Source organism: Paenibacillus sp. FSL H7-0714, assembly GCF_038003765.1.
Lineage (GTDB): Bacteria > Bacillota > Bacilli > Paenibacillales > Paenibacillaceae > Paenibacillus_AQ.
On sequence record NZ_JBBOPT010000001.1, the window covers coordinates 6,428,125 to 6,453,370 of the forward strand.

At 44.5% G+C, this 25,246-nt stretch carries 30 protein-coding genes and 1 other annotated feature; all 30 genes read right to left on the reverse strand.

From position 1 onward, the window contains the following. Nucleotides 1-47: 47 nt before the first annotated feature. A complete protein-coding gene (gene rplE, locus NST34_RS29010) occupies nt 48-590 on the reverse strand; it encodes a 50S ribosomal protein L5 (protein ID WP_042131222.1) in 543 nt (180 codons plus the stop codon). Between the two features lie 31 nt (nt 591-621). Beyond that, on the reverse strand, nt 622-975 hold the full coding sequence (rplX, locus tag NST34_RS29015) for a 50S ribosomal protein L24 (RefSeq protein WP_076286851.1): 354 nt from the start codon (nt 973-975) through the stop codon (nt 622-624). A gap of 49 nt (nt 976-1,024) precedes the next feature. Further along, complete coding sequence (gene rplN / locus NST34_RS29020; protein WP_036680556.1) at nt 1,025-1,393, reverse strand: 50S ribosomal protein L14; 369 nt, start codon at nt 1,391-1,393, stop codon at nt 1,025-1,027. A 38-nt stretch (nt 1,394-1,431) separates the two neighbouring features. Next, nucleotides 1,432-1,698 (reverse strand): 30S ribosomal protein S17, encoded by a 267-nt coding sequence (rpsQ, locus tag NST34_RS29025; protein WP_042131223.1) that lies wholly within the window; start codon nt 1,696-1,698, stop codon nt 1,432-1,434. 43 nt (nt 1,699-1,741) lie between these two features. Then, the gene (gene rpmC / locus NST34_RS29030; RefSeq protein ID WP_019908232.1) at nt 1,742-1,939 is read right to left on the reverse strand and encodes a 50S ribosomal protein L29; all 198 of its coding nucleotides are present in this window, start codon (nt 1,937-1,939) and stop codon (nt 1,742-1,744) included. Next, a complete protein-coding gene (rplP, locus tag NST34_RS29035; protein ID WP_042131224.1) occupies nt 1,929-2,363 on the reverse strand; it encodes a 50S ribosomal protein L16 in 435 nt (144 codons plus the stop codon). The genes rpmC and rplP overlap by 11 nt, the downstream gene beginning before the upstream one ends. Before the next feature lie 2 nt (nt 2,364-2,365). Continuing rightward, entirely contained in the window at nt 2,366-3,031 is a 666-nt protein-coding gene (gene rpsC / locus NST34_RS29040) for a 30S ribosomal protein S3 (RefSeq protein WP_042192169.1), read from the reverse strand. A 13-nt stretch (nt 3,032-3,044) separates the two neighbouring features. Continuing rightward, nucleotides 3,045-3,377 carry a 50S ribosomal protein L22 gene (rplV, locus tag NST34_RS29045; RefSeq protein WP_036680546.1) on the reverse strand — a complete coding sequence of 111 codons (333 nt, stop codon included), beginning with the start codon at nt 3,375-3,377 and terminating at the stop codon, nt 3,045-3,047. 33 nt (nt 3,378-3,410) lie between these two features. Continuing rightward, nucleotides 3,411-3,689 carry a 30S ribosomal protein S19 gene (gene rpsS, locus NST34_RS29050; protein WP_036652940.1) on the reverse strand — a complete coding sequence of 93 codons (279 nt, stop codon included), beginning with the start codon at nt 3,687-3,689 and terminating at the stop codon, nt 3,411-3,413. A gap of 76 nt (nt 3,690-3,765) precedes the next feature. After that, nucleotides 3,766-4,596, reverse strand: coding sequence for a 50S ribosomal protein L2 (gene rplB / locus NST34_RS29055; protein ID WP_042192171.1), 831 nt, complete (start codon nt 4,594-4,596; stop codon nt 3,766-3,768). Nucleotides 4,597-4,623: 27 nt separating this feature from the next. Continuing rightward, nucleotides 4,624-4,917, reverse strand: a complete 294-nt coding sequence (gene rplW / locus NST34_RS29060) for a 50S ribosomal protein L23 (RefSeq protein ID WP_036680537.1) — start codon at nt 4,915-4,917, stop codon at nt 4,624-4,626. Beyond that, entirely contained in the window at nt 4,917-5,540 is a 624-nt protein-coding gene (gene rplD / locus NST34_RS29065) for a 50S ribosomal protein L4 (protein ID WP_042192174.1), read from the reverse strand. The genes rplW and rplD overlap by 1 nt, the downstream gene beginning before the upstream one ends. A 25-nt stretch (nt 5,541-5,565) precedes the next feature. Further along, nucleotides 5,566-6,189: a 50S ribosomal protein L3 gene (gene rplC / locus NST34_RS29070; RefSeq protein ID WP_076286852.1), complete on the reverse strand. Its 624-nt coding sequence runs from the start codon at nt 6,187-6,189 to the stop codon at nt 5,566-5,568. Between the two features lie 42 nt (nt 6,190-6,231). Continuing rightward, entirely contained in the window at nt 6,232-6,540 is a 309-nt protein-coding gene (gene rpsJ, locus NST34_RS29075) for a 30S ribosomal protein S10 (RefSeq protein ID WP_017692074.1), read from the reverse strand. Between the two features lie 226 nt (nt 6,541-6,766). Beyond that, complete coding sequence (locus NST34_RS29080; RefSeq protein WP_341129243.1) at nt 6,767-8,116, reverse strand: globin-coupled sensor protein; 1,350 nt, start codon at nt 8,114-8,116, stop codon at nt 6,767-6,769. 259 nt (nt 8,117-8,375) lie between these two features. After that, nucleotides 8,376-9,566, reverse strand: a complete 1,191-nt coding sequence (gene tuf, locus NST34_RS29085) for an elongation factor Tu (protein ID WP_042192178.1) — start codon at nt 9,564-9,566, stop codon at nt 8,376-8,378. A 109-nt stretch (nt 9,567-9,675) separates the two neighbouring features. Then, nucleotides 9,676-11,754 carry an elongation factor G gene (gene fusA / locus NST34_RS29090; protein ID WP_042192180.1) on the reverse strand — a complete coding sequence of 693 codons (2,079 nt, stop codon included), beginning with the start codon at nt 11,752-11,754 and terminating at the stop codon, nt 9,676-9,678. 47 nt (nt 11,755-11,801) lie between these two features. Then, the gene (gene rpsG, locus NST34_RS29095; protein WP_036680520.1) at nt 11,802-12,272 is read right to left on the reverse strand and encodes a 30S ribosomal protein S7; all 471 of its coding nucleotides are present in this window, start codon (nt 12,270-12,272) and stop codon (nt 11,802-11,804) included. 44 nt (nt 12,273-12,316) lie between these two features. Further along, nucleotides 12,317-12,736 (reverse strand): 30S ribosomal protein S12, encoded by a 420-nt coding sequence (gene rpsL / locus NST34_RS29100; RefSeq protein ID WP_036680518.1) that lies wholly within the window; start codon nt 12,734-12,736, stop codon nt 12,317-12,319. Between the two features lie 133 nt (nt 12,737-12,869). Then, the gene (locus NST34_RS29105; RefSeq protein WP_042131229.1) at nt 12,870-13,121 is read right to left on the reverse strand and encodes a ribosomal L7Ae/L30e/S12e/Gadd45 family protein; all 252 of its coding nucleotides are present in this window, start codon (nt 13,119-13,121) and stop codon (nt 12,870-12,872) included. Nucleotides 13,122-13,300: 179 nt separating this feature from the next. Next, on the reverse strand, nt 13,301-16,912 hold the full coding sequence (gene rpoC, locus NST34_RS29110) for a DNA-directed RNA polymerase subunit beta' (RefSeq protein ID WP_042192182.1): 3,612 nt from the start codon (nt 16,910-16,912) through the stop codon (nt 13,301-13,303). Between the two features lie 114 nt (nt 16,913-17,026). Further along, on the reverse strand, nt 17,027-20,572 hold the full coding sequence (rpoB, locus tag NST34_RS29115; RefSeq protein WP_042131231.1) for a DNA-directed RNA polymerase subunit beta: 3,546 nt from the start codon (nt 20,570-20,572) through the stop codon (nt 17,027-17,029). 423 nt (nt 20,573-20,995) lie between these two features. Beyond that, nucleotides 20,996-21,595, reverse strand: coding sequence for a class I SAM-dependent methyltransferase (locus NST34_RS29120; RefSeq protein WP_042192184.1), 600 nt, complete (start codon nt 21,593-21,595; stop codon nt 20,996-20,998). Nucleotides 21,596-21,807: 212 nt separating this feature from the next. Next, nucleotides 21,808-22,167: a 50S ribosomal protein L7/L12 gene (gene rplL, locus NST34_RS29125; RefSeq protein ID WP_036680508.1), complete on the reverse strand. Its 360-nt coding sequence runs from the start codon at nt 22,165-22,167 to the stop codon at nt 21,808-21,810. 66 nt (nt 22,168-22,233) lie between these two features. Next, nucleotides 22,234-22,737, reverse strand: a complete 504-nt coding sequence (gene rplJ / locus NST34_RS29130; protein WP_042192187.1) for a 50S ribosomal protein L10 — start codon at nt 22,735-22,737, stop codon at nt 22,234-22,236. A gap of 64 nt (nt 22,738-22,801) precedes the next feature. Next, nucleotides 22,802-22,954 (reverse strand) — a sequence feature (ribosomal protein L10 leader region). A 67-nt stretch (nt 22,955-23,021) separates the two neighbouring features. Beyond that, nucleotides 23,022-23,714 carry a 50S ribosomal protein L1 gene (gene rplA / locus NST34_RS29135; protein ID WP_036680504.1) on the reverse strand — a complete coding sequence of 231 codons (693 nt, stop codon included), beginning with the start codon at nt 23,712-23,714 and terminating at the stop codon, nt 23,022-23,024. 82 nt (nt 23,715-23,796) lie between these two features. Continuing rightward, nucleotides 23,797-24,222 carry a 50S ribosomal protein L11 gene (gene rplK / locus NST34_RS29140; RefSeq protein WP_042131235.1) on the reverse strand — a complete coding sequence of 142 codons (426 nt, stop codon included), beginning with the start codon at nt 24,220-24,222 and terminating at the stop codon, nt 23,797-23,799. Between the two features lie 75 nt (nt 24,223-24,297). Continuing rightward, a complete protein-coding gene (gene nusG / locus NST34_RS29145; protein ID WP_036680499.1) occupies nt 24,298-24,831 on the reverse strand; it encodes a transcription termination/antitermination protein NusG in 534 nt (177 codons plus the stop codon). 21 nt (nt 24,832-24,852) lie between these two features. Continuing rightward, a complete protein-coding gene (secE, locus tag NST34_RS29150) occupies nt 24,853-25,044 on the reverse strand; it encodes a preprotein translocase subunit SecE (RefSeq protein WP_036680497.1) in 192 nt (63 codons plus the stop codon). Between the two features lie 20 nt (nt 25,045-25,064). Further along, nucleotides 25,065-25,214 carry a 50S ribosomal protein L33 gene (gene rpmG / locus NST34_RS29155; RefSeq protein WP_076099620.1) on the reverse strand — a complete coding sequence of 50 codons (150 nt, stop codon included), beginning with the start codon at nt 25,212-25,214 and terminating at the stop codon, nt 25,065-25,067. Nucleotides 25,215-25,246 lie beyond the last annotated feature (32 nt).

Here is a 25,246-nt window from a genome sequence, read left to right on the forward strand (position 1 = left end):
AGCCTGACACCTCCTAAACATTTTCGGAGAAAATGGATTAACCGACTTTATTTTGCGAAAGGCATTCCCAGCTGACCCAGCAGCTCGCGGGATTCCTCGTCCGTCTTAGCAGTCGTTACAATAACGATGTCCATACCGCGGACTTTATCCACTTTGTCATATTCGATCTCGGGGAAGATCAATTGTTCTTTAAGACCAAGTGTGTAGTTACCACGGCCGTCAAAGGCTTTAGTGGAAACACCACGGAAGTCACGTACGCGTGGAAGCGTTACGTTGAACAATTTGTCCAAGAAGTAATACATACGCTCGCCGCGCAGTGTTACTTTAACCCCAATCGGCATATTTTCGCGTAGTTTGAAACCAGCGATGGATTTTTTAGCTTTAGTGATTACTGGTTTTTGACCAGCGATCAACTGCATGTCATTAACTGCAGCATCAAGTACTTTGGAGTTTTGAACAGCGTCACCCACACCCATGTTGATGACAACCTTCTCGATCTTAGGCACTTGCATAACAGTTGTATAGTTAAACTTCTGCATCAAAGCAGGTGTTATTTCGTTGAGATAACGTTCTTTCATTCTTGCTGCCATGAAGATTTAACCTCCTTTCTTAAGGGCTAGATTAGTCGATAATCTCTCCGGATCTTTTAGCAATCCGAACTTTTTTACCGTTGTCCAATACTTTGTAACCGATACGTGTTACTTTGCCGGACTTCGGATCGATGTGCATTACGTTGGACACATGAATCGAAGCTTCCTGCTCAATAATTCCACCCTGTGGATTCAGCTGGTTCGGCTTTTGGTGTTTTTTCACCATATTGACGCCTTCTACCAGAACGCGGTTTTCACGAGGATAAGCAGCGATGACACGGCCTTTTTTGCCTTTGTCTTTACCACTAATCACAAGCACCACATCATCTTTCTTCACGTGCAGTTTATTGTTATGGGATTCCAGAACTTTTTTCACTCTAGGCATTTATTACACCTCCTATAACTAACCTTCAACTTATTGGTGCTCGTGTTTATTAGATTACTTCCGGTGCCAAGGAAACGATCTTCATGTAGTCTTTATCGCGAAGTTCGCGAGCAACTGGTCCAAAGATACGTGTTCCACGAGGGCTTCTGTCGTCTTTAACAACAACAGCTGCATTTTCGTCGAATGCGATGTAAGATCCATCTTTACGACGAACGGAACGTTTCGTACGAACAACTACCGCTCTAACAACATCACCTTTTTTGACAACGCCGCCTGGTGTTGCTTGTTTAACGGAACAAACGATCAAATCACCGATTGCTGCTGTACGGCGTCCAGTACCACCCAGTACGCGGATACACATCAGTTCCTTCGCACCAGAGTTGTCAGCCACATGCAAGCGTGTAAATGGTTGAATCATTATAATTTCCTCCTTCCGGAAAAACTCTTTTGATTATCTTAGATGATAACCGCTTTTTCAACCACTTCAACTAGTCTCCAACGTTTGTCCTTGGACAACGGACGAGTTTCCATGACTTTTACGGTATCGCCAATTTTCGCAACGTTTTCCTCATCATGTGCTTTGAATTTCTTCGTAGACTTGATGCGTTTGTGGTACAAGTTATGTTTCTTATAGGTTTCAACAGCGACTACGATGGTTTTATCCATTTTATCACTGACCACTTTACCGATTAGCACTTTACGTGCATTACGTTCTTCGCTCATTAGTTAGCCTCCTTCCTGAATACGGATCTGAGATCCGTCTCACTTAACTAATCCCAAGCACTCTTTGATGGATTACGGTTTTAGCACGAGCTATTTCCTTACGCACGTCACGAATCCGAGTCGGGTTGTCCAGTTGGCCAGTTGCCAATTGGAAACGGAGATTAAAAAGTTCCTCTTTGAATCCAGCGATCTTTTGTTCAATCTCAGCAGTGGTTAAGTTGCGAAGTTCATTAGCTTTCATTTGCTTCACCACCCAATTCTTCACGTTTCACAAACTTAGTCTTAACAGGCAGCTTGTGAGCGGCAAGACGCATCGCTTCACGAGCGATTTCTTCCGACACGCCTCCGAGTTCGAACATAATCTTGCCCGGTTTAACTACGGCTACCCATTTCTCAACGTTACCTTTACCACTACCCATACGAACCTCGAGAGGCTTTTGAGTAATAGGCTTATCTGGGAAAATCTTGATCCAAACTTGACCGCCACGTTTGATATAACGTGTCATTGCGATACGAGCAGCTTCGATCTGACGGTTAGTGATCCAAGATGGTTCCATTGCAACCAGGCCGAATTCGCCGAAGTTCAATTCAGTACCACCCTTTGCCATACCCTTCATGTGTCCGCGTTGTTGTTTGCGGTGTTTTACGCGTTTTGGTACCAACATGATTAGTTGCCTCCTTCCTGAGCAGCTTGTTTCTTAGCTGGGGGAAGAACTTCTCCACGGTAGATCCATACTTTTACGCCGATAAGACCGTAAGTTGTATGTGCTTCAGCCGTTCCGTAATCGATATCGGCACGAAGCGTATGAAGTGGAACTGTTCCTTCGCTATAACCTTCTGAACGAGCAATCTCAGCTCCGCCAAGACGTCCGCCTACTTGAGTTTTAATCCCTTTTGCGCCAGAACGCATTGTTCTTTGAATCGCTTGTTTGAGTGCGCGACGGAACGATACACGACGTTCCAATTGTTGAGCAATGCTCTCAGCTACAAGAATTGCATCCAATTCAGGGTGCTTGATTTCATTGATGTTGATGTGTACTTTTTTGCCACCAGCGATTGCTGTAACTGCGCTGCGAAGTACTTCTACTTCTGCTCCGCCCTTACCAATAACCATACCTGGTTTAGCAGTGTGAATTGTAACGTTCACGCGGTTAGCCGCTCTTTCGATCTCGATATGGGAAACAGCGGAATCCTTCAACTTACCTTTAAGGTATTCCCGGATTTTGACGTCTTCCATCAGAAGAGTACCGAAATCTTTTCCTGCATACCATTTAGATTCCCAATCGCGAATGATCCCGATCCGGAGTCCGATTGGATTTACCTTTTGACCCACGTGTTATCCCTCCTTATTTCTCAGATACCACCAGTGTAATGTGGCTCGTGCGTTTATTGATCCGACTTGCGCGGCCCATGGCGCGCGGACGGAAACGTTTCATAGTAGGTCCTTGGTTAACGAAAACCTCGCTAACGAACAAACTGTTCACGTCCAAAGAATAGTTATGCTCAGCATTCGCAATTGCCGAATTAAGCAACTTCTCAACGACCGGAGAAGCGGATTTCGGAGTGTGGCGAAGAATAGCAATTGCTTCCCCCACTTGCTTACCACGAATCAAGTCAACAACCAGTTTCGCTTTACGAGCGGAAATCCGCACCGATCTTGCATGTGCTTTTGCTTCCATTGTTTAACCTCCTTTCAAACAGAGACCTTATTATTATCTTCTTGTTTTCTTATCGTCACCCGCGTGGCCTTTGTAAGTACGTGTTGGCGCGAACTCGCCCAACTTGTGACCTACCATATCTTCTGTTACGTATACAGGCACGTGTTTACGGCCGTCATATACACCAAACGTATGTCCGATAAACTGAGGGAAAATGGTTGAGCGACGGGACCAAGTTTTAACTACAACCTTTTTTTCAGCCTCGTTCAGTTCCTCAACTTTTTTAAGCAGGTAGCCATCGATAAACGGCCCCTTCTTTAAACTGCGACCCATGTGTGAATCCTCCCTTCATCCGGTTCTTCAAACCGCGAATCGACGCTTCGCGCTTTATTAACTTGCCAGAAGCGTCTTATTTTGTGCGGCGGCGAACGATATATTTATCAGATGCCTTGTTTTTCTTACGCGTTTTGTAACCAAGGGTTGGTTTACCCCATGGAGACATAGGCGATTTACGTCCGATTGGAGCGCGGCCTTCACCACCACCGTGTGGGTGATCGTTCGGGTTCATTACAACACCGCGTACTTCAGGGCGACGGCCCAGCCAGCGACTACGTCCAGCTTTACCGATTTTGATCAATTCATGATCTTCGTTACCTACGGAACCGATAGTTGCACGGCATACGCTAAGGATCTTACGAACCTCACCGGATGACAAACGAACGGAACAGTATTTTTCTTCTTTACCAAGCAATTGAGCTTCTGTACCAGCAGCACGAACCAATTGTCCGCCTTTACCTGGTTTCAACTCAATGTTGTGGATAACTGTACCCACTGGGATGTTCTCCAGCGCAAGACTGTTACCAATTTTGATGTCGGCTGTTGGGCCGGACTCTACTTTATCCCCAACTTTTAGGCCTTTAGGAGCGATGATATAACGTTTCTCTCCATCAGCATAGTGGATCAAAGCAATATTAGATGTACGGTTCGGGTCATACTCGATTGTAGCAACGCTACCTGGTATGCCGTCTTTAGTCCGTTTGAAGTCGATAATACGGTATTTACGTTTGTGTCCGCCGCCATGGTGACGAACCGTAATTTTACCTTGGTTGTTGCGTCCCGCATGTTTGAACAGCGGAGAAAGCAACGATTTCTCTGGCTGGTTTGTTGTGATTTCTTCAAACGTAGACACAGACATATGGCGTCTTGCCGGAGAGGTCGGTTTGTACTTTTTGATTGGCACTATAGTTTCCTCCTTACTTTAAGAGTATTATTCTACCGCTTCAAAAAATTCAAGCGGTTTGCTGTCCGGGCTAAGCTTAACGATGGCTTTTTTCCACTCTGGAGTGTAACCAGAATATTTACCATAACGTTTCAGTTTGCCAGGCACACGCATTGTGTTCACATTAGTTACTTTTACTTTGAAAATAGCCTCGACAGCTTTTTTGATTTCGGTTTTGTTAGCACGGATATCCACTTCAAAAGCGTATTTCATTTCGCTCATGTAGTCGGAAGTACGTTCCGTAATCACCGGACGTTTGATAATATCACGAGGATCTTTCATTACGCGAACACCTCCTCTACCTTCAGAACTGCTTCTTTAGTGATGATCAGTTTGTCGTACGTCAGTACGTCAAGAACATTAATGCCGTCAGCCGCTACGAATTTCACCCCAGGGATGTTACGAGCGGAAAGTGCTACGTTATCATCATAGCTAGTAGCTACGATCAAAGCTTTGCGTTCCACTTTCAGGTTGTTCAAGATTGCTGCGAATTCTTTCGTCTTCGGAGCATTCATTGTCAAGCTATCCAATACGATAATGTCATTCTCGAGTACTTTCGAGGACAAAGCGGATTTGATCGCCAAACGACGAACCTTCTTAGGCAATTTCCAGGAATAGCTACGTGGTGTTGGTCCGAAGACAACGCCGCCGCCTTTCCATTGTGGAGAACGAATGGATCCTTGACGAGCGCGACCTGTACCTTTTTGCTTCCAAGGCTTACGTCCACCGCCACGAACTTCAGAACGTCCTTTTACTTTGTGTGTACCACGACGAAGGGAAGCTCTTTGCATAAGCGCAGCTTCGTGTAGAACGTGCTCATTCGGTTCAATACCGAATACTGTATCGCTAAGTTCTACTTCACCAACTTCGTTGCCACTAATATTAAAAAGTGTTACTTTTGGCATTTCATGTTCCTCCTTTCTTAGGTAATTATTTCTTAACGGTTTGTTTAACTTTCACGAAGCTGTTTTTAGGACCTGGGATAGCGCCTTTAACCAGCAATACGTTACGTTCAACGTCAACCTTGATGATTTCAAGCTTTTGAACCGTGATAGTCGTGTGACCCATATGTCCTGGGAGGCGTTTGCCCTTCGGAACACGGTTAGCTTGGATAGAACCCATGGAACCCGGTCTTCTGTGGTAACGCGATCCGTGTGCCATTGGTCCGCGGCTTTGTCCCCAACGTTTGATGTTACCTTGGAAACCTTTACCTTTAGATGTGCCAGTTACGTCAACAAATTCGCCCTCAGCAAAAATATCAGCCTTCAGTTCTTGTCCAACCTCGAGAGACCCGAGGTCAACACCGCGAATTTCACGAACGTAGCGCTTAGGTGTTGCATTTGCCTTTTTGGCGTGACCTTGTTCAGGCTTATTGGAGCGACTTTCTTTTTTATCAGAAAAGCCCAATTGCACTGCTTCATATCCGTCGATATTCAGGTCTTTCTTTTGCAGTACTACACAAGGTCCTGCTTCGATAACAGTAACAGGAATTACGTTACCTTCTGGAGTAAACACTTGAGTCATACCGAGTTTTTTTCCTAAGATACCTTTCAATGTTGACACCTCTTTTCTTTTCCTAAGTTGCTAAAAATAGAATTACAATTTGATTTCGATATCTACACCGGACGGTAGATCCAAGCGCATCAAGGCATCCACAGTTTGTGGTGTTGGGTTCACAATATCGATCAAACGTTTGTGAGTCCGTTGTTCAAACTGTTCACGGGAATCCTTGTACTTGTGTACCGCACGGAGAATAGTAATGATTTGCTTCTCAGTTGGCAACGGAATCGGTCCAGATACACCAGCACCCGAACGTTTTGCAGTTTCAACGATTTTCTCTGCGGATTGATCAAGAATTCTGTGGTCGTATGCTTTCAAGCGAATACGAATTTTTTGCTTTGCCATTTTAGTCCCTCCTTCTATCGCCCAATTTATTATCGGACATACTCCGTGAAAATTTTCTGACGTCGACCTCATGGCAAAGGGGCCGGGTGTGTCAGTAACCTCTCACATCATCGCAACGTCTCAGAACAACATTTATTATTATATATAATAGGCAGCAGTATTGCAAGCTAAAATAACAAAACAACGCATATTTTTTTCATGCGTTGCTTTATTACTATTATATAGGTTAAAGATTCGCAGTGGCAGACTTAAAAAACTCAGCTGACTCCGCAGTCTGTGCTGTTGCTGACCCAATTCCCTCTATTGTCTGAATCAATGTTCTTATTTCTTCTTCTACTATAACAATTTCTTGTGTGCTACTCTTCATCGCCTCTACAATTTCGGAAAACAAAAGACTAGTCTCAACGGATTGATATCTCCCACTTTTGGTTAGCTCTTGTACCTTACGTATCTCCTCAACGACCTGTTGTGTGAGACTTCCCGATTTATAAGTCAGCTCTACGATCTGAATTACAGTATTCTTCGTATCCTCTGCCAACCGACTAACTTCTTGAGCAACTACACTAAACCCTCTACCATGCACTCCGGCTCTAGCGGCTTCTATCGTTGCATTAAGTGAAAGAATTTTAGTTTGATCTGCAATATCTTTAACTGAGTTTACGATTTTTTGAATTTGTTTAGAGGAATTGCTTAATTCGTGGACTGAATGTTCCATTTCACTAGTACTTTGATAAATAAGATTAATCTGTCCTGTTAAGCTATCCAAATGCTCATGTCCATCTGTAGCCAACCCCTGCGACTCTACAGCGGATGTAGCTGTACGTTGGAATGTTCTACTCACTTCATTGCTACTGGCTACTAGCTGCTTCACAGCGGCATTTGTATCGATACTAAAATCTATTAATTCGCTGCTGAATTCAGCAATTTTCTGCTTTAATTCATTTTTAACCAAAAGGTATTGCTGTTCCTTCTCTTTGACGTTCTCCTTCTCGTATTCCTCTAGGCCAAGTTGTTGTTCAAGGTTAAGCAGCTTAGTTACGGTCTTAACTACATGTAGACGCGTATTGTCATCATGTGTCTCATTATAGATAACTTGTATAAAAACGTTCTGAAGATTTTGAAAAGCAGATAAGTACCATTTAGGCTCAAGTCCTACTCTTTTATGAATATTAGCAATCTTCATTCGCTTTGCTATGTATTCTTCATCAACTTTGCCATCAAAAATTTCAATGATATGCTCGCGGAGTGTTGTTTTCAACCTCTCGATACTACTATGCTCCAATATAATGGCTTCTAGTTTATCCACACCTAATACCGAATTATAAAATTGATCAATGATATAGTCTATATTCTTTTCAACGCTAGGCTTCACCCTACGTAATAAGTTAAAATCTGATTCAGATAGATCAATCATTCTCATTTGCTCATTGAGTTCGTCATAACCCTCAAGAGTATGAAAAAAATCTTCAGTACGCTTAATCTGGTGTTTATTTTCTATTAAATTAGGGGTGTGAGAATCCTCATTATTATTACGTGATGTTATAGCATGCATGAATGAAAAAGGACATTTTCCCATGTTATCACTCTCCCCTCAATTACTATTTTTTTACAATATTACCTTCCTTTCATTTTACTCTATGATTATTAAAATTGTAAACAATTTATCGTTGAATTTTGTTGAATTTTGTAGAATTATTCGAAATTTCATACATATTTTATCGTATATTGTCGAATTTAAGATGGTTTATCCTATAAAATAACAAAAAGCCCCGGATTCTCCGCAAGAAGAATCCGGGGCACTATGATTCAGAGTCTACCCGCAGATAGAAACGAATTTATTTTTGGATGGAAGCTACGCTACCTGCTCCAACTGTACGTCCACCTTCGCGAATGGAGAATTTAGTACCTTCTTCAATAGCGATAGGGGAGATCAAAGCAACAGTTACAGTGATGTTGTCACCAGGCATAACCATTTCAGTACCTTCTGGCAAGTTGATAATGCCAGTTACGTCAGTTGTACGGAAGTAGAACTGTGGACGGTAACCAGTGAAGAATGGTTTGTGACGTCCGCCTTCCTCTTTAGTCAAAACGTAGATTTGAGCAGTGAACTCAGTGTGTGGTTTAACAGAGTTCGGTTTAGCCAATACTTGGCCACGCTCGATCATAGTACGGTCTACACCACGAAGCAAAGCTCCGATGTTGTCGCCCGCTTGAGCGGAATCCAGCAATTTACGGAACATTTCTACGCCCGTAACTACAGATTTCTTAGTTTCTTCGTGAATACCAACGATTTCGATTTCTTCTCCGACTTTAACTGTTCCGCGTTCTACGCGACCAGTTGCCACAGTACCGCGGCCAGTGATGGAGAATACATCTTCGACAGGCATCAAGAATGGTTTGTCAGTTTGACGCTCTGGAAGTGGAATGTACTCGTCGATTGTTTCGAACATTTCAACAATCTTCTTAGCATATTCGCCTTCTGGGTTTTGAAGAGCTTCACGAGCAGAACCACGAATGATTGGAGTGTCGTCGCCTGGGAAGTCATACTCGCTCAGCAAGTCACGAACTTCCATTTCAACCAATTCCAACAACTCTTCGTCTTCAACCATGTCGCATTTGTTCAAGAAAACAACGATGTATGGAACACCTACTTGACGGGACAACAGGATGTGCTCGCGAGTTTGTGGCATAGGGCCATCAGCTGCGGATACAACCAGGATAGCTCCGTCCATTTGCGCTGCGCCAGTGATCATGTTTTTAACATAGTCGGCGTGACCAGGGCAGTCTACGTGAGCGTAGTGACGGTTAGGAGTTTCATATTCAACGTGGGAAGTGGAGATTGTGATACCACGTTCGCGCTCTTCAGGAGCTTTGTCGATTTGATCGAATGCGATAGCTGCGCCACCGTAAGTTTTGGACAATACAGTAGTGATTGCAGCAGTCAGAGTCGTTTTACCATGGTCGACGTGACCAATAGTACCGATGTTAACGTGCGGTTTGTTACGTTCAAACTTTGCCTTTGCCATTTGAACAGTTCCTCCTTAATGTGGGGTTCCTTATATTTGAGCCGCCCGCATATATGTTTATCTTAGATGACTGAGTAATTATACTCGGACGGCAAGTTAAAACTAGTAATTATTCTCCGCCTTTGTTCTTAGCAGCGATCTCTTCCGCAATGGATTTAGGAACTTCTTCATAGTGAGAAAGCTCCATTGAGAATACGCCACGTCCTTGAGTACCAGAACGAAGAGTTGTAGAGTATCCGAACATTTCGGAAAGAGGCACCTTAGCACGGATAATTTGCGCTCCACCACGGGAATCCATACCTTCGATACGGCCACGGCGGGAGTTCAGCATACCCATAACATCACCCATATATTCCTCAGGAACAGTTACTTCTACTTTCATGATTGGCTCAAGCAGGACAGGTTTACACTTGTCTTTAGCTGCTTTAAGCGCCATCGAGCCGGCAATTTTAAATGCCATTTCGTTGGAATCGACATCATGGTAAGAACCATCAACGATGGTAGCTTTAACGTCTACAAGCGGGAAGCCTGCAAGTACGCCGTTTTTCATTTGTTCTTCGATACCCGCAAGTGCAGGAGCGATGTACTCTCTAGGAACCGAGCCACCGACAACTTTACTTTCGAATTTGCTACCAGTACCTGGCTCGAGGGGTTCAAATTCAACCCATACGTGACCGTATTGACCACGACCACCAGATTGGCGTACAAATTTACCTTCGACGCGAGCAGGTGCCTTGAACGTTTCACGGTAAGCAACCTGTGGTTTACCCACATTGGTTTCTACTTTGAACTCACGACGCATACGGTCGATGATGATGTCCAAGTGAAGTTCACCCATACCAGCCAGGATAGTTTGGCCTGTTTCTTCATCAGTATGAGCACGAAGAGTTGGATCCTCTTCAGTCAACTTACCGAGAGCAACGCCCAATTTATCTTGGTCAGCTTTTGTTTTTGGTTCAACAGCGATTTCGATAACTGGATCAGGGAAGTTCATTGATTCCAGAATTACTGGATGCTTCTCATCACACAGTGTATCACCTGTACTGGTGTCTTTCAAACCAACTGCTGCAGCGATGTCGCCAGAATACACGATGGAAATCTCTTGACGGCTGTTAGCATGCATTTGAAGGATACGACCAATACGTTCACGCTTGTTCTTAGTAGCATTAACTACGTAAGATCCGGACTCTAGAATACCAGAGTATACACGGAAGAACGTAAGTTTACCTACATAAGGGTCAGTCATGATTTTAAATGCCAAAGCTGCAAACGGTTCTTCATCCGAAGAATGACGAACTGCTTCAGTTCCATCATCAAGATGTCCAGTGATAGCTGGAACGTCAAGAGGAGATGGCAAGTAATCAACAACAGCATCCAGCATAAGCTGAATCCCTTTGTTACGGTAGGAGGATCCAACAATTACAGGGAACAATTTAACTTCAACTACGCCTTTGCGCAGTGCAGCTTTAATTTCCGGAACTGTAATTTCTTCGCCTTCCAGGTACTTCATAGTCAGATCTTCATCAAGTTCAGCAACTTTCTCGATCAACTCGAGACGCAGCTCCTCAACTTTGGCCAAATATTCTTCCGGAATATCCGTTACTTCGATGTTTTGGCCTAGATCATCTCTGAACATGTGTGCTTTTTGCTCAACAAGGTCGATAATACCAGTGAAATCACTTTCTGCACCAATTGGCAATTGAATAGCAACTGCATTGGCTTGAAGGCGATCACGCATAGTTTCGATTACGTTAAGGAAATCCGCACCGATAATGTCCATTTTGTTCACATATGCAATACGTGGAACGTTATAACGGTCAGCCTGTCTCCATACGGTTTCAGACTGAGGCTCAACGCCCTCTTTTGCACTAAATACACCTACTGCCCCATCCAATACACGCAGGGAACGTTCAACTTCAACAGTGAAGTCAACGTGTCCTGGGGTATCAATGATATTGATGCGGTGACCTTTCCACGCAGCAGTCGTAGCAGCGGACGTAATCGTGATTCCGCGCTCTTGTTCTTGCTCCATCCAGTCCATTGTAGCAGCACCCTCGTGAACTTCACCGATTTTGTGCGTACGGCCTGTATAGAAAAGAATCCGCTCTGTGGTAGTTGTTTTACCAGCATCAATATGCGCCATGATCCCGATATTACGTGTATTTTTTAAGGAGAACTCTCTAGCCATGAAATGGATCTCCCTTCAAAATATAAGTTATTTGAATGACCTTAATCCTACCAACGGTAGTGAGCGAACGCTTTGTTTGCTTCAGCCATTTTGTGTGTATCTTCGCGTTTCTTAACAGAAGCGCCTGTGTTGTTGGAAGCGTCGATGATCTCAGCCGCCAAACGCTCTTCCATCGTCTTCTCACCGCGGTTGCGAGAGTAGTTTACGAGCCAACGTAATCCCAGAGCAGTACGTCTCTCTGGTTTAACCTCGATAGGTACTTGATAGTTAGCACCACCGACACGACGAGCTTTGACTTCCAAAACCGGCATGATATTCTTGATGGCAGCTTCGAAAACTTCCATCGGATCTTTACCCGTACGTTCTTCAATCAACTTGAATGAATTGTACAGAATGCTTTGAGCGACACCTCTTTTACCACCCAGCATAATGCGGTTAATCAAACGAGTAACCAACTTGCTATTATACAACGGATCTGGCAATACGTCTCTCTTAGTAACTGGACCTTTGCGTGGCATGGATATCCCCCTTTCTTAAATGTTTATTATTCTAGAATTTTTTCTTATTTCTTAGCTTTAGGACGTTTAGCACCGTATTTAGAACGAGCTTGCATCCGGTTAGCTACACCTGCTGTATCCAATGCACCACGAACGATATGGTAACGAACCCCTGCAAGGTCCTTTACTTTACCTCCGCGAAGTAATACAACACTGTGCTCTTGTAAGTTATGTCCGATACCCGGGATATAAGCTGTTACCTCGAGACGGTTCGTCAAACGAACACGGGCATATTTACGAAGCGCTGAGTTTGGTTTACGTGGAGTCATAGTACCAACACGAGTGCACACACCGCGTTTTTGCGGAGCGCTCAAATTTGTAGCCTCACGCTTGAGGGCGTTATACCCTTTTTGAAGAGCGGGAGATTTAGATTTTTCGATTTTGGCTTGACGGCCTTTACGAACCAATTGGTTAATTGTTGGCATGTTGTTGCCACCCCCTTCCTGAAATGATAGCCGATTTAAGAACTCTAAGCCCACAGACCCAGGCGGTTCATAAAAAGACAAATGAAAAGTTCTTGCCGCTGGAGTTCACCCCAGTACAAAAACATTTCCGTAGCTATTGTTTTAAGACGGCTGCCATCGCAGCGCCAACTTCTATTCCGCAGGCCTTGCCCAAATTCAGCATCGTATCCACGTATGTGATCTTAACACCTTGTTTGTTACAAAGCATAACTATCCTGGAAGTAAGCCTTTGATCTCCGTCCTCTGCCACATAGACTTCTGCAGCTTGGCCCAACTCTACCGCCTTGACGGTTTGTTTGGTACCGATCTTGACCTGAGCATCCTGTAGTCCTCTATCATCAGTCATAATCATTACCTCCAATGAACAAGGATAACATGGCTACTCACGCACCTTAGACATTTTAGCATTATCAATAGATGGTGTCAAGAAATTCAGCAATAATTTTTATGAATATTATACACAGCAGATATTCGTGTCACACCTATGATTAGGTATGACACGAGTTCACTACCATGTTTGCTAATTTATTCAGCAGGAACCGGCTCTAAAGATTCAAGCGCGCTTTCTGCATTTGGATCACTTAGCTTAACATTACGGTAACGATTCATACCAGTACCTGCAGGAATCAACTTACCGATAATAACATTTTCTTTGAGTCCAAGCAACTTATCTACTTTGCCTTTGATAGCAGCGTCTGTTAAGACACGAGTAGTTTCTTGGAAAGATGCAGCGGATAAGAAGGAATCTGTCTCAAGAGATGCCTTGGTAATACCGAGTAAGACCGGTTTAGCAACTGCAGGCTCTTTACCTGACAAGATGGCTTCCTTATTAGCAGCTTCATATTCATGAATATCCGCAAACGCGCCTGGCAACAGACTTGTGTCACCTGCATCAATGATACGGATCTTTCGAAGCATTTGTTTGATCATAACTTCAATGTGCTTATCATTGATCTCAACGCCCTGGTTACGATATACACGCTGAACTTCTTGCAGAATGTAGTTTTGTACCCCACGGATCCCTTTGATTCGCAGCATTTCTTTAGGGTCAATCGAACCGTCTGTCAACTCATCGCCGGCTTCAATTTCTTGGCCTTCGCTGACACGTAGACGTGATCCATAAGTAATGGAATAAGTCTTGGATTCTGCTTCACCTTGAACTTCGATTTCACGACGATCCTTAGTTTCACGGATTTCCTTGATTACACCATCGATCTCACTGATTGTAGCCTGACCTTTAGGGTTACGGGCTTCAAACAACTCTTGAATACGCGGCAAACCTTGCGTGATGTCATCACCGGCAACACCGCCGGTATGGAACGTACGCATTGTAAGCTGGGTTCCTGGTTCACCGATAGATTGCGCAGCGATAATACCAACCGCTTCACCGATCTCAACGTGTTTACCAGTTGCCAAGTTACGACCGTAACATTTCTTACAAACACCATGACGAGCACGGCAGCTTAGTACAGAGCGGATTTGTAGCTTAGTTACACCAGCGTCTACGATTGCTTCCGCTTTATCGGAGTCAATCAAATCGTTGCGGTGAACAATGATTTCGCCTGTTTCTGGATGACGAACAGTCTCGAAGCAGTAACGACCTTCAATACGGTCATACAGATCCTCAATAACCTCTTTACCATCCTGAATTCGACTAACTGTAAATCCTTTGTCCGTTCCACAATCTTCCTCACGGACGATAACGTCCTGAGCTACGTCAACGAGACGACGAGTCAAGTATCCGGAGTCAGCAGTACGAAGTGCGGTATCGGCAAGACCTTTACGCGCTCCGTGAGTGGAGATAAAGTACTCCAAGACCGTAAGACCTTCACGGAAGTTCGCTTTAATTGGCAATTCGAAAATCCGACCCGAAGGTGTTGCCATCAGACCACGCATACCACCCAGCTGAGTGATCTGCGATTTGTTACCCCGCGCTTTGGAGTCAACCATGAGCATGATAGAGTTGAAACGGTCCATCGATTTAAGCAGGATGTTCGTAAGATCATCCTTCGTCTTCGACCAGATCTCAATAACACGGTCGTACCGTTCGTCATTAGTGATCAGACCACGGCGATATTGGTTAGCAACCACATCTACCTTAGCTTCGGACTCTTTCAGGATCGTAACTTTCTCCTCAGGCACGATAACATCCGACACAGCAACGGTAACACCGGAACGTGTGGAGTAAGTAAAGCCGAGTTGTTTAATTTTATCCAAAATCATAGAGGTTTTGGTTGTATGATAAGTTTCAAAACAACGTGCGATAATCAGACCCAGATATTCTTTACCTACAGCGCTGGCTTCAGGAGCGGATTCAATCAGCTCGCGAATATCAGCGCCTTTTTCATAGATAAAGTATTTCTCTGGCGTGCCATGCAGCAAGTTAGTCTTAGTCGCTTCATTGATATAAGGGAAACTACTTGGGTAAATTTCATTAAATATAATCTTACCGATCGTAGTAATCAACATTGCGCCTTGTTGTTTTTCCGTAAAGCAAGTCTTACCTAGTGCTTTAACTGGAATAGCTACACGAGCATGAAGACCTGCAGTTCCGCGTTGGTAAGCCGATACAGCTTCATTTACGGTACGCAGAATCATACCTGATCCTTTTTCTTCCTTGTTGTCCATGGTCAGGTAGAAAGTACCAAGGACCATATCCTGGGAAGGTGTTACAACCGGTTTTCCGTCTTTAGGGTTCAAGATATTACCGGATGCAAGCATGAGAATACGTGCTTCCGCTTGAGCTTCTGCTGACAGAGGAACGTGCACCGCCATTTGGTCACCGTCAAAGTCGGCGTTATAAGCCGTACATACGAGTGGGTGAAGACGAATAGCATGACCTTCCACCAAAATCGGTTCAAAAGCTTGGATACCGAGACGGTGAAGTGTTGGTGCGCGGTTTAGAAGTACTGGGTGCTCTCTGATTACTTCTTCAAGTACATCCCATACTTCAGGACTTACACGCTCAACTTTACGTTTTGCGCTCTTTATGTTGTGGGCTAGGCCCTTATTAACCAATTCCTTCATGACAAAAGGCTTGAACAATTCTAGCGCCATTTTCTTAGGAAGTCCGCACTGATACATTTTGAGGTACGGTCCTACAACGATAACGGAACGACCAGAGTAGTCAACCCGTTTACCGAGCAAGTTCTGACGGAAACGTCCTTGTTTACCTTTCAGCATGTGGCTGAGAGATTTCAATGGACGGTTACCAGGACCCGTTACCGGACGTCCTCTACGGCCGTTATCGATGAGAGCATCGACAGCTTCCTGTAGCATCCGTTTCTCGTTCTGCACGATAATATCAGGTGCACCAAGATCCAGCAGTCTTTTCAGACGGTTGTTCCGGTTAATAACACGACGATAAAGATCGTTCAAATCAGACGTAGCAAAACGGCCACCATCCAATTGAACCATCGGACGAAGCTCCGGAGGAATAACCGGAAGAACATCCATGATCATCCAATCAGGTTTGTTGCCTGAGTTACGGAATGCTTCAATGACTTCCAGACGTTTGATCGCCCGGTTACGACGTTGGCCTTGGGCCGTACGCAGTTCTTCTTTGAGGAATTCCAGCTCTTTTTCGATGTCGATGTCTTGAAGAAGCTTCTTAACAGCTTCAGCACCCATGCCCGCTTGGAATCCGTAACCGTATTTTTCACGGTAGCTACGATATTCTTTCTCGGATAAAAGTTGTTTCTTTTCCAGTGGTGTTTCACCTGGGTCAGTTACAACATACGAAGCGAAGTAGATAATCTCTTCAAGTGATCTTGGAGACATATCTAGTGCCAAACCCATACGGCTTGGGATACCTTTGAAGTACCAGATATGAGATACCGGAGCAGCCAATTCAATGTGACCCATACGTTCACGACGAACTTTAGCACGAGTAACTTCAACGCCACAACGGTCGCAGACTACGCCCTTATAACGGACACGTTTGTATTTACCGCAATGACATTCCCAGTCTTTTTGAGGTCCAAAGATACGCTCACAGAAAAGACCCTCTTTTTCCGGTTTCAATGTACGATAGTTAATGGTTTCCGGTTTCTTAACTTCTCCGCGGGACCATGAACGAATCTTCTCCGGAGAAGCGAGTCCGATTTTCATAAATTCAAAATTGTTAACGTCCAACAAGGAGCAACCCTCCTTAACCTAATCCTGATTTAGTACCGCTTTGCCCTCCTCTGACTGTTACATCAAAAGAGGGCGCGGTCCTTTATAAAATGGAACTCAAAAGCTCCAACGTGATTATTCTACTCCGACTTCTGCGCCTTCTAAATTGAGGCTCAGCTTGTCGCCTGACGTCTCGTCCTCATCGTCCAATTCTCTCATTTCAATTTCCTGCTCGTCACCGCTAAGAATCTTAACATCCATACCCAGGGACTGCAGTTCTTTGATCAATACCTTGAACGACTCAGGAACACCTGGTTCCGGTACATTTTCACCTTTGACAATGGATTCGTACGTCTTCACGCGACCAACCACGTCATCGGATTTTACAGTCAAAATTTCTTGCAATGTATATGCAGCACCGTAAGCTTCAAGCGCCCACACTTCCATCTCCCCGAAACGCTGTCCACCAAACTGAGCTTTACCACCCAGTGGCTGTTGCGTAACTAGTGAGTAAGGTCCTGTTGAACGGGCGTGAATCTTATCATCAACCATGTGCGCCAGTTTGATCATATGCATGACGCCGACAGTAACTTCACGTTCGAAGCGCTCACCTGTACGACCATCGTACAATACAGTCTTACCATTACGCTGCATACCAGCTTCTTCCATCGTATCAAATACGTCGTACTCACGTGCTCCGTCGAATACCGGCGTTGCAATGTGAATTCCCAGACGCAATGCGGCCATACCAATATGGACCTCAAGCACCTGTCCGATGTTCATACGAGAAGGAACGCCTAGAGGGTTAAGAACAACCTGTACCGGCGTACCGTCTGGAAGGAACGGCATATCTTCTTCTGGCAGGATACGAGCAACGACACCCTTGTTACCGTGACGTCCGGCCATTTTGTCACCTTCTGAAATCTTACGTTTCTGAGCGATGTACACACGAACCAATTGATTTACGCCAGGAGGCAGCTCATCGCCGTTCTCACGTGTAAATACTTTAACGTCCACGATAATACCATCACTACCGTGAGGAACGCGTAAAGAGGTATCCCGTACTTCACGAGCCTTCTCACCAAAGATAGCGTGTAGGAGACGCTCTTCTGCAGTCAATTCAGTTACACCCTTAGGAGTAACCTTACCAACTAGAATGTCACCAGCACTGATTTCCGCACCGATGCGGATAATTCCACGCTCATCAAGATTGCGCAGAGCTTCTTCGCCCACGTTTGGAATATCACGTGTGATTTCTTCAGGTCCCAGTTTAGTGTCACGAGCTTCGGATTCGTATTCCTCGATATGAATCGAAGTGTATACATCTTCCTTAACTAGCTTTTCACTTAACAGGATCGCATCCTCGTAGTTGTAACCTTCCCAAGTCATGAACGCAACGACTACGTTACGACCAAGAGCAAGTTCGCCCATTTCTGTAGAAGGACCGTCCGCCAGGATGTCACCCTTCTTAACAATATCCCCTCTTTTAGCTAGAGGACGTTGGTTAATACAGGTACCTTGGTTGGAACGCATAAATTTGTGTAATTTATATTTAACGATATCGCCTTTAACTTCTTTGCCTTCGACAGTTTCAACCCGGCGCAGCCAAATTTCATTAGCTGAAGAGCGTTCGATAATACCGTCATATTTAGAAACAACACATACGCCAGAATCCTTAGCGGATTTATGTTCCATCCCTGTTCCGACGAGCGGAGCTTTAGGAATTAGAAGTGGAACGGCTTGACGCTGCATGTTAGATCCCATCAGAGCGCGGTTGGAGTCATCGTTCTCAAGGAACGGAATGAGCGCCGTAGCGACGGATACGACCTGTTTAGGCGAAACGTCCATGTAATCTACACGATTACTTGGCATTGTTGTAATGTTGTCAGAGTCTTTATTGTAACGAACGATTACCATGTCTTCCTTAAAGGAGCCATCTTCATCGATCAATACGTTAGCCTGAGCAACTACATAATTATCTTCCTCATCAGCAGTCAGATAATCGATTTGTTCAGTTACCTTACCTGTCTTTGGATCTACCCAACGATACGGAGCTTCGATAAAGCCGTATTCGTTGATACGAGCAAAGGTGGACAAGGAGTTGATCAATCCAATGTTCGGACCTTCCGGTGTTTCAATTGGACACATCCGGCCGTAGTGACTGTGATGGACGTCACGAACTTCAAAGCCCGCGCGTTCACGTGTCAAACCACCAGGTCCGAGTGCAGACAGACGACGTTTATGCGTAAGTTCCGCAAGTGGGTTCGTCTGGTCCATAAACTGAGACAGCTGGGAGCTACCGAAGAACTCTTTAATGGACGCGATAACCGGACGAATATTGATCAGAGCTTGAGGCGTAATTGCATTAGCATCCTGAATCGACATTCTTTCACGCACAACGCGCTCCATACGGGACAAACCGATACGGAACTGATTCTGCAGAAGTTCACCCACAGAACGCAGACGACGGTTACCCAGATGGTCGATATCATCGGTATTACCAATTCCGTGAAGCAAATTAATAAAGTAGCTGATCGAGGATATAATATCAGCTTGAGTAATGTGCTTAACAGACTTGTCGATGTTGCCGTTAGCGATCAGCTTAATAACCCGACCTTCTTCAATTGGCGAGAATACGTCAATCGTTTGAAGAGGAATATCTTCGCTGTCCATAACACCACCAGTAACACGGTAGTTCTTAAAGGCAACATTCTTTTCGAAGTAAGGAATCAATTCATCAAGCAGTCTGCGATCGACCATTTGACCAGACTCAGCCAGGATTTCCCCTGTAGCTTCGTCAACCAAAGGCTGAGCAAGACGTTGATTGAAAAGACGGTTCTTAATGTGTAGCTTTTTATTGATTTTGTAACGGCCTACATTAGCTAGGTCGTAGCGTTTTGGATCAAAGAAACGCGCGACCAGCAAACTTTTGGCATTGTCTAGTGTCGGCGGTTCGCCCGGACGCAAACGCTCATAAATTTCAATAAGCGCCTTCTCCGTGGAGTCCGTGTTGTCTTTATCCAGCGTATTGCGAATATATTCATCATTGCCAAGCAATTCCAGAATTTCGGCATCACTACCGAAACCGAGAGCACGCAAAAGTACGGTAACAGGAATTTTACGAGTCCGATCGATACGAACATACATAATATCCTTAGCGTCGGTCTCAAGTTCCAACCAGGCTCCGCGGTTCGGGATTACTGTGGCGGTGTAGGTTTTTTTGCCGTTCTTATCCACTTTTGTGCTGAAATAGACGCTTGGAGAGCGAACCAACTGGCTGACAATAACCCGTTCCGCACCGTTAATAATAAAAGTGCCGGTCTCCGTCATCAGCGGGAAATCTCCCATGAACACTTCCTGCTCTTTGACCTCACCGGTCTCCTTATTAATGAGCCGCACCTTTACACGCAGAGGAGCCGCATACGTCACGTCCCGCTCTTTAGCGTCGTCAACCGTATATTTTGGTTCACCCAGGCTGTAATCAATGAACTCTAGTACCAAATTACCTGTGAAATCCTGGATCGGCGAGATGTCCTGAAACATTTCCCGCAATCCTTCCTCCAAAAACCAATCATAAGATTTTTGTTGGATCTCGATCAGGTTCGGGACCTCGAGTACCTCGTTAATTCTCGCATAGCTCCGCCGAGTGCGTCGACCATACTGAACAAGATGTCCTGCCAACTTTACTCACCCCTCATGTCTACTCACTTAAAAATTGATTGCGAACCCTTGTTTGGAACCGTATAATGGAACCATACTACAAGGATTCAGTCATAAATAAAAGAAAAGCCCTTATCGAAATCTTCGAAAAAAGAGCGCACTTATCCATGACCAAAATACTCCTTATCCAGTAGATTTGCCCAAAACGTACATATTATACGTCACCAAGCAACAGTTTATGCGCTATTATCTATTACCGCGTAACACTCGCTACGCCAGAGCATAGAGAACCAATTCGCAAAAAACTTGCCGTGCGGCTTGCGCTAGCCGGCGACAATATATCGCTTGACATTTTCAGCAAACTAAAGACATGGAGCCTATCTTAATACTGACATTTTATAATAATACCATTATCACTATCACATGTCAATAACCTATTGATTTTTATTTTTGAGCTTTAATAATACGATAACCTTTATCTTTGCCCACTTCTTCTACATTTGAGAACAAGCTTTCAAGTTTAGCTACCGCTGATGGAGCGCCCTGCTTCTTCTGAATGACAATCCACAGAAATCCACCCTCATTTAAATGCTCATAAGCTTCTTCAAAAATCTGATGCACTACAGCTTTTCCTGCACGTATCGGAGGATTGGTAAGAATCACATCGAACTTTTGTTGTTCATTCAATGCGCCGAGCACATCGCTTTCCATTACCGTAACATTCCGGATTCCATTGTGCTGGGCATTTTCACGCGCAAGTTCTACCGCACGACTATTAATATCAATCATCGTAACTTGCCCTTTGGGGGCTAGGTATGCTGCACTTATGCCTATCGGTCCATATCCGCAACCCACATCAAGCACTGCTGAACCGTCCGGAATATCCATAGCTTCAATGAGAACTCGACTACCGTAATCGATGTCTCCTTTAGAGAACACACCTGCATCACTTGTGAAACGAAAGCTTTTGCCTCTTAGAACGGTGTCGATGGTACGTCTGTCATGACGCACTTCCGGTTGCTGCGAATAATAATGTTGCGACATCTCTATCCTCCCTTTCCTTTATGTTAATAGTTTGTATTCACACAACCCTACTAACTCTATCAAGCATAAACGCCTCTGATGTCCTTATAAGGACGAGTAAGCGTTCAAGCGAGAAATATAAAGATAAAGTATAATGTGAAACTTATACTTTCTTATATTTTTATAAAATAAACCCCTTGAACAAGTTCAAGGGGTTTTCAGTATAGAAGGAATTACTTCACTTCTACAGCTGCGCCTGCTTCTTCCAATTTTGCTTTAGTAGCTTCGGCTTCGTCTTTGCTTACTTTTTCTTTGATTGCTTTTGGTGCGTTGTCTACAAGGTCTTTAGCTTCTTTCAAGCCAAGGCCTGTGATTTCGCGAACGATTTTGATAACGTTGATTTTGGAAGCGCCAGCGCCTGTCAAAATTACGTCAAATTCGGATTGCTCTTCAGCTACTGCTGCTACCGCACCGCCAGCTGCTACTGGAGCTGCTGCTGTTACGCCGAATTCTTCTTCAATTGCTTTAACCAGGTCGTTCAGTTCCAATACGCTCATGCCTTTAATTGCTTCCAAGATTGCTTCTTTACTCATGATTGAACCTCCATTTATAATTTAAATTTGTTTGTGGTATTGATTTATGCTGTAAGAGCCAAAGGCTTACGCGCTTTGTTCTTCTTTTTCAGCAACAGCTTTAACTGCAAGCGCGAAGTTGCGCATTGGAGCTTGAAGTACGCTAAGCAGCATGGACAGCAAACCATCGCGGGATGGAAGCTCAGCCAGTGCTTTCAATTGGTCCGCGTCGATGACACGTCCTTCTACTACGCCGCCTTTCAATTTCAAAGCGTCGTTTTTCTTGGCGAAATCGTTCAAAATTTTAGCTGGAGCTACTGCATCAGTTGTGCTGAATGCGATAGCTGTTGGACCAGTCAAAACTTCATCCAACTCAGTCAACTCAGCCGCAGCAGTTGCGCGACGTAGCAATGTGTTCTTCAGGACTTGAAACTCAACGCCAGCTTCACGAAGTTGCTTACGCAGTTCAGTCACTTGGGAAACGTTCAATCCACGATAGTCCGCTACAACAGTCGAAAGACTGTTTTGCAGTTTCGCAGTAACAACGTCAACCGCATCCTGTTTTGCTTGAATTACTTTTGCATTTGCCAATGTATACACCTCCTGAAAATTTATGTGTCGGCGTCCTTTCCAAGGAAAGCATCACCGCTCCTACGCAGGCATTAGAAAAGCCTCCGCAGAATCACGAAGGCTTGATAAAACGAAAGTTATACGAGCGAGCTCGTTACTTCTTGTTTCTATCACAACACCTCGGTAGGGAATTAAGCACTAAGGCACCTACTGTCTACGGTAAGCATATTCAAGGTTAAGATTGATACCTTAAGTTTCACAACTGTTATAGATTATCAAAATTGACCCAAAGAGTCAACCCTTATTTATCTGAAGACGGTTGTATTCACACGAGCGCTAGGACCCATTGTGGAAGAAATCGAGATGCCTTTAAGGTATACACCTTTAGCAGCAGCTGGTTTCGCACGGTTCAAAGCGTCGATAAGAGCTTTAAGGTTATCGTTCAATTGTGCAGCATCAAAGGACACTTTGCCGATTGGCGCGTGAATTTGACCTGCTTTGTCAAGACGATATTCGATTTTACCGGCTTTGATTTCTTGCACAGCCTTGGAAACATCGAATGTAACTGTGCCAGCTTTAGGGTTAGGCATAAGACCTTTACCACCAAGCAGACGACCCAGTTTACCGACTTCACTCATCATATCAGGTGTAGCTACGCAGACATCAAATTCAAACCAGCCTTGTTGAATTTTGTTGATCATGTCTTGATCACCAACAAAATCCGCGCCAGCAGCTTCTGCCTCTTTCGCTTTTTCACCTTTTGCAAATACAAGCACGCGTTGTGTTTTACCAGTGCCGTGAGGCAGGACAACAACACCACGAACTGCTTGGTCTTGTTTACGCGGGTCTACACCCAGACGAACTGCTGCTTCAACGGTTTCGTCGAATTTTGCAGTCGCTGCCTTTTTCACAAGCTCTACAGCTTCTGAAGGCTCGTAAGTTGCTTCGCTGTTGATCAGCTTAGCAGCTTCTTGGTATTTCTTACCATGTTTAGCCATGAAAATGTTCCTCCTTTGTGGTGTTAGCGGAAATTCCTCCCACATACTTGCGGGTCACGAATGACCGATTCTTCGAAAACTACTAGTCTTCGATTGTGATACCCATACTGCGAGCAGTACCTTCAACCATACGCATTGCAGCTTCTACAGATGCAGCGTTAAGGTCTGGCATTTTTGTTTCAGCAATTTCACGAACCGCAGCGCGGCCGATTTTTGCTACTTTTTTCTTGTTTGGTTCGCCGGATCCTTTTTCTACTTTAGCAGCGATGCGAAGCAGAACAGCAGCCGGAGGAGTTTTAGTGATGAACGTAAAGGAACGGTCTTCAAATACTGTAATTTCAACCGGAATGATCAAGCCAGCCTGGTCGGCAGTACGAGCATTAAATTCCTTACAGAATGCCATGATGTTGACACCTGCTTGACCTAACGCCGGACCTACTGGAGGCGCTGGATTTGCTTTCCCTGCAGGAATCTGCAGTTTCACCATTTTAATAACTTTTTTAGCCATGAGTGACACCTCCTTGCAAAAATAGTGGTCTTCGAACGCCATTGGCGCTCTCCCACAAGAAACCCTTAGCTTATGTTATATTTTCTCCACTTGAGTGAAATCCAACTCTAGCGGGGTTTCCCGTCCAAACATGTTCACATGCACTTTGATCTTGCTCTTGTCAGCCAAAATTTCTTCCACGGATCCCACAAAATTCGCAAACGGACCAACCATAATACGTACGGATTCCTTGATTTCGAAATCAATCTTCGCTTTAGGTTCAACCATGCCCATATGCTTCAGAATTTGTTCTACCTCTTCCGGAAGCAAAGCTGTTGGTTTAGACCCTGAGCCTGTCGAACCAACAAATCCAGTAACGCCCGGAGTATTGCGGACAACATACCAGGAATCATCAGTCTGAACCATTTCCACCAAAACATAACCCGGGTAAACTTTACGCATAACGGTTTTTTTCTTACCGTCTTTGTTTACGATTTCTTCTTCCATAGGAACAAGAACGCGGAATATTTTGTCTTCCATGCCCATGGACTCAACGCGCTTTTCCAAATTGGCTTTGACCTTATTCTCATACCCAGAATAGGTATGAACGACATACCATCTTTTTTCCATATCAAGCCACCTGGGACCTCTCTAAATAATCGCTTCAATCACAGCGGAAATACCGATGTCCAGAACCCAGAAGTAAATAGCGACAACTACAATTGTACCGAGAACGATCAATGTATAGTTGGTCAATTCTTTACGACTTGGCCAGCGAACTTTTTTGAGTTCACTCCAGCTCTCAGTGAAAAAGGAAAACATAGACTTGAAACTACGTTTCATGCCGACTACACCTCCACAGACTATCTGGTTTCGCGATGAGGAGTTTGCGAGTTACAATACTTGCAAAATTTCTTCATCTCCATGCGGTCGGGGTGATTTCGCTTGTTTTTGGTAGTCGCATAGTTTCTTTGTTTGCAACTTGTACAAGCCAAAGTGATAATTACCCGCATGATGTGCACCTCCCGAGACGTCCTTCTAACAA

Excerpts from the sequence above, each read along its gene's own strand:
- rplE (WP_042131222.1), bottom strand. The coding sequence starts at position 590 with ATGGCAGCAAGAATGAAAGAACGTTATCTCAACGAAATAACACCTGCT.
- rplX (WP_076286851.1), bottom strand. The coding sequence starts at position 975 with ATGCCTAGAGTGAAAAAAGTTCTGGAATCCCATAACAATAAACTGCAC.
- rplN (WP_036680556.1), bottom strand. The coding sequence starts at position 1,393 with ATGATTCAACCATTTACACGCTTGCATGTGGCTGACAACTCTGGTGCG.
- rpsQ (WP_042131223.1), bottom strand. The coding sequence starts at position 1,698 with ATGAGCGAAGAACGTAATGCACGTAAAGTGCTAATCGGTAAAGTGGTC.
- rpmC (WP_019908232.1), bottom strand. The coding sequence starts at position 1,939 with ATGAAAGCTAATGAACTTCGCAACTTAACCACTGCTGAGATTGAACAA.
- rplP (WP_042131224.1), bottom strand. The coding sequence starts at position 2,363 with ATGTTGGTACCAAAACGCGTAAAACACCGCAAACAACAACGCGGACAC.
- rplV (WP_036680546.1), bottom strand. The coding sequence starts at position 3,377 with ATGGAAGCAAAAGCACATGCAAGATCGGTGCGGATTTCCGCTCGTAAA.
- rpsS (WP_036652940.1), bottom strand. The coding sequence starts at position 3,689 with ATGGGTCGCAGTTTAAAGAAGGGGCCGTTTATCGATGGCTACCTGCTT.
- rplW (WP_036680537.1), bottom strand. The coding sequence starts at position 4,917 with ATGAAAGATCCTCGTGATATTATCAAACGTCCGGTGATTACGGAACGT.
- rplD (WP_042192174.1), bottom strand. The coding sequence starts at position 5,540 with ATGCCAAAAGTAACACTTTTTAATATTAGTGGCAACGAAGTTGGTGAA.
- rpsJ (WP_017692074.1), bottom strand. The coding sequence starts at position 6,540 with ATGGCAAAGCAAAAAATTCGTATTCGCTTGAAAGCATACGACCACAGA.
- NST34_RS29080 (WP_341129243.1), bottom strand. The coding sequence starts at position 8,116 with ATGGGAAAATGTCCTTTTTCATTCATGCATGCTATAACATCACGTAAT.
- tuf (WP_042192178.1), bottom strand. The coding sequence starts at position 9,566 with ATGGCAAAGGCAAAGTTTGAACGTAACAAACCGCACGTTAACATCGGT.
- fusA (WP_042192180.1), bottom strand. The coding sequence starts at position 11,754 with ATGGCTAGAGAGTTCTCCTTAAAAAATACACGTAATATCGGGATCATG.
- rpsG (WP_036680520.1), bottom strand. The coding sequence starts at position 12,272 with ATGCCACGCAAAGGTCCAGTTACTAAGAGAGACGTATTGCCAGATCCG.
- rpsL (WP_036680518.1), bottom strand. The coding sequence starts at position 12,736 with ATGCCAACAATTAACCAATTGGTTCGTAAAGGCCGTCAAGCCAAAATC.
- NST34_RS29105 (WP_042131229.1), bottom strand. The coding sequence starts at position 13,121 with ATGACTGATGATAGAGGACTACAGGATGCTCAGGTCAAGATCGGTACC.
- NST34_RS29120 (WP_042192184.1), bottom strand. The coding sequence starts at position 21,595 with ATGTCGCAACATTATTATTCGCAGCAACCGGAAGTGCGTCATGACAGA.
- rplL (WP_036680508.1), bottom strand. The coding sequence starts at position 22,167 with ATGAGTAAAGAAGCAATCTTGGAAGCAATTAAAGGCATGAGCGTATTG.
- rplA (WP_036680504.1), bottom strand. The coding sequence starts at position 23,714 with ATGGCTAAACATGGTAAGAAATACCAAGAAGCTGCTAAGCTGATCAAC.
- rplK (WP_042131235.1), bottom strand. The coding sequence starts at position 24,222 with ATGGCTAAAAAAGTTATTAAAATGGTGAAACTGCAGATTCCTGCAGGG.
- nusG (WP_036680499.1), bottom strand. The coding sequence starts at position 24,831 with ATGGAAAAAAGATGGTATGTCGTTCATACCTATTCTGGGTATGAGAAT.
- secE (WP_036680497.1), bottom strand. The coding sequence starts at position 25,044 with ATGAAACGTAGTTTCAAGTCTATGTTTTCCTTTTTCACTGAGAGCTGG.
- rpmG (WP_076099620.1), bottom strand. The coding sequence starts at position 25,214 with ATGCGGGTAATTATCACTTTGGCTTGTACAAGTTGCAAACAAAGAAAC.